Origin of the sequence: Bacillus sp. SIMBA_031, assembly GCF_046535225.1 — a bacterium.
GTDB classification, from domain to species: domain Bacteria; phylum Bacillota; class Bacilli; order Bacillales; family Bacillaceae; genus Bacillus; species Bacillus velezensis.
Genome location: NZ_JAWRXC010000686.1, coordinates 1 through 235 on the forward strand (window position 1 = coordinate 1; position 235 = coordinate 235).

The window sequence follows — 235 nt, forward strand, 5'->3', positions numbered from 1 at the left end:
GAACCCCCGCGGGCTTTGACACCCCTGTCGGTTTTCAAGACCGATCCCTTCAGCCAGACTTGGGTATTCCTCCGTATAAGTGGTGGACCTTGTAGGACTCGAACCTACGACCGGACGGTTATGAGCCGTCTGCTCTAACCAACTGAGCTAAAGGTCCAATGGTAGCGGCGGAGGGGATCGAACCCCCGACCTCACGGGTATGAACCGTACGCTCTAGCCAGCTGAGCTACACCGC

The 235-nt window shown here is 57.9% G+C and carries 1 tRNA gene; it reads right to left on the reverse strand.

Annotation, left to right across the window (positions count from 1 at the left end):
* Positions 1–80 precede the first annotated feature (80 nt).
* Positions 81–157: transfer RNA gene (locus SB724_RS21815), tRNA-Ile, on the reverse strand.
* Positions 158–235 lie beyond the last annotated feature (78 nt).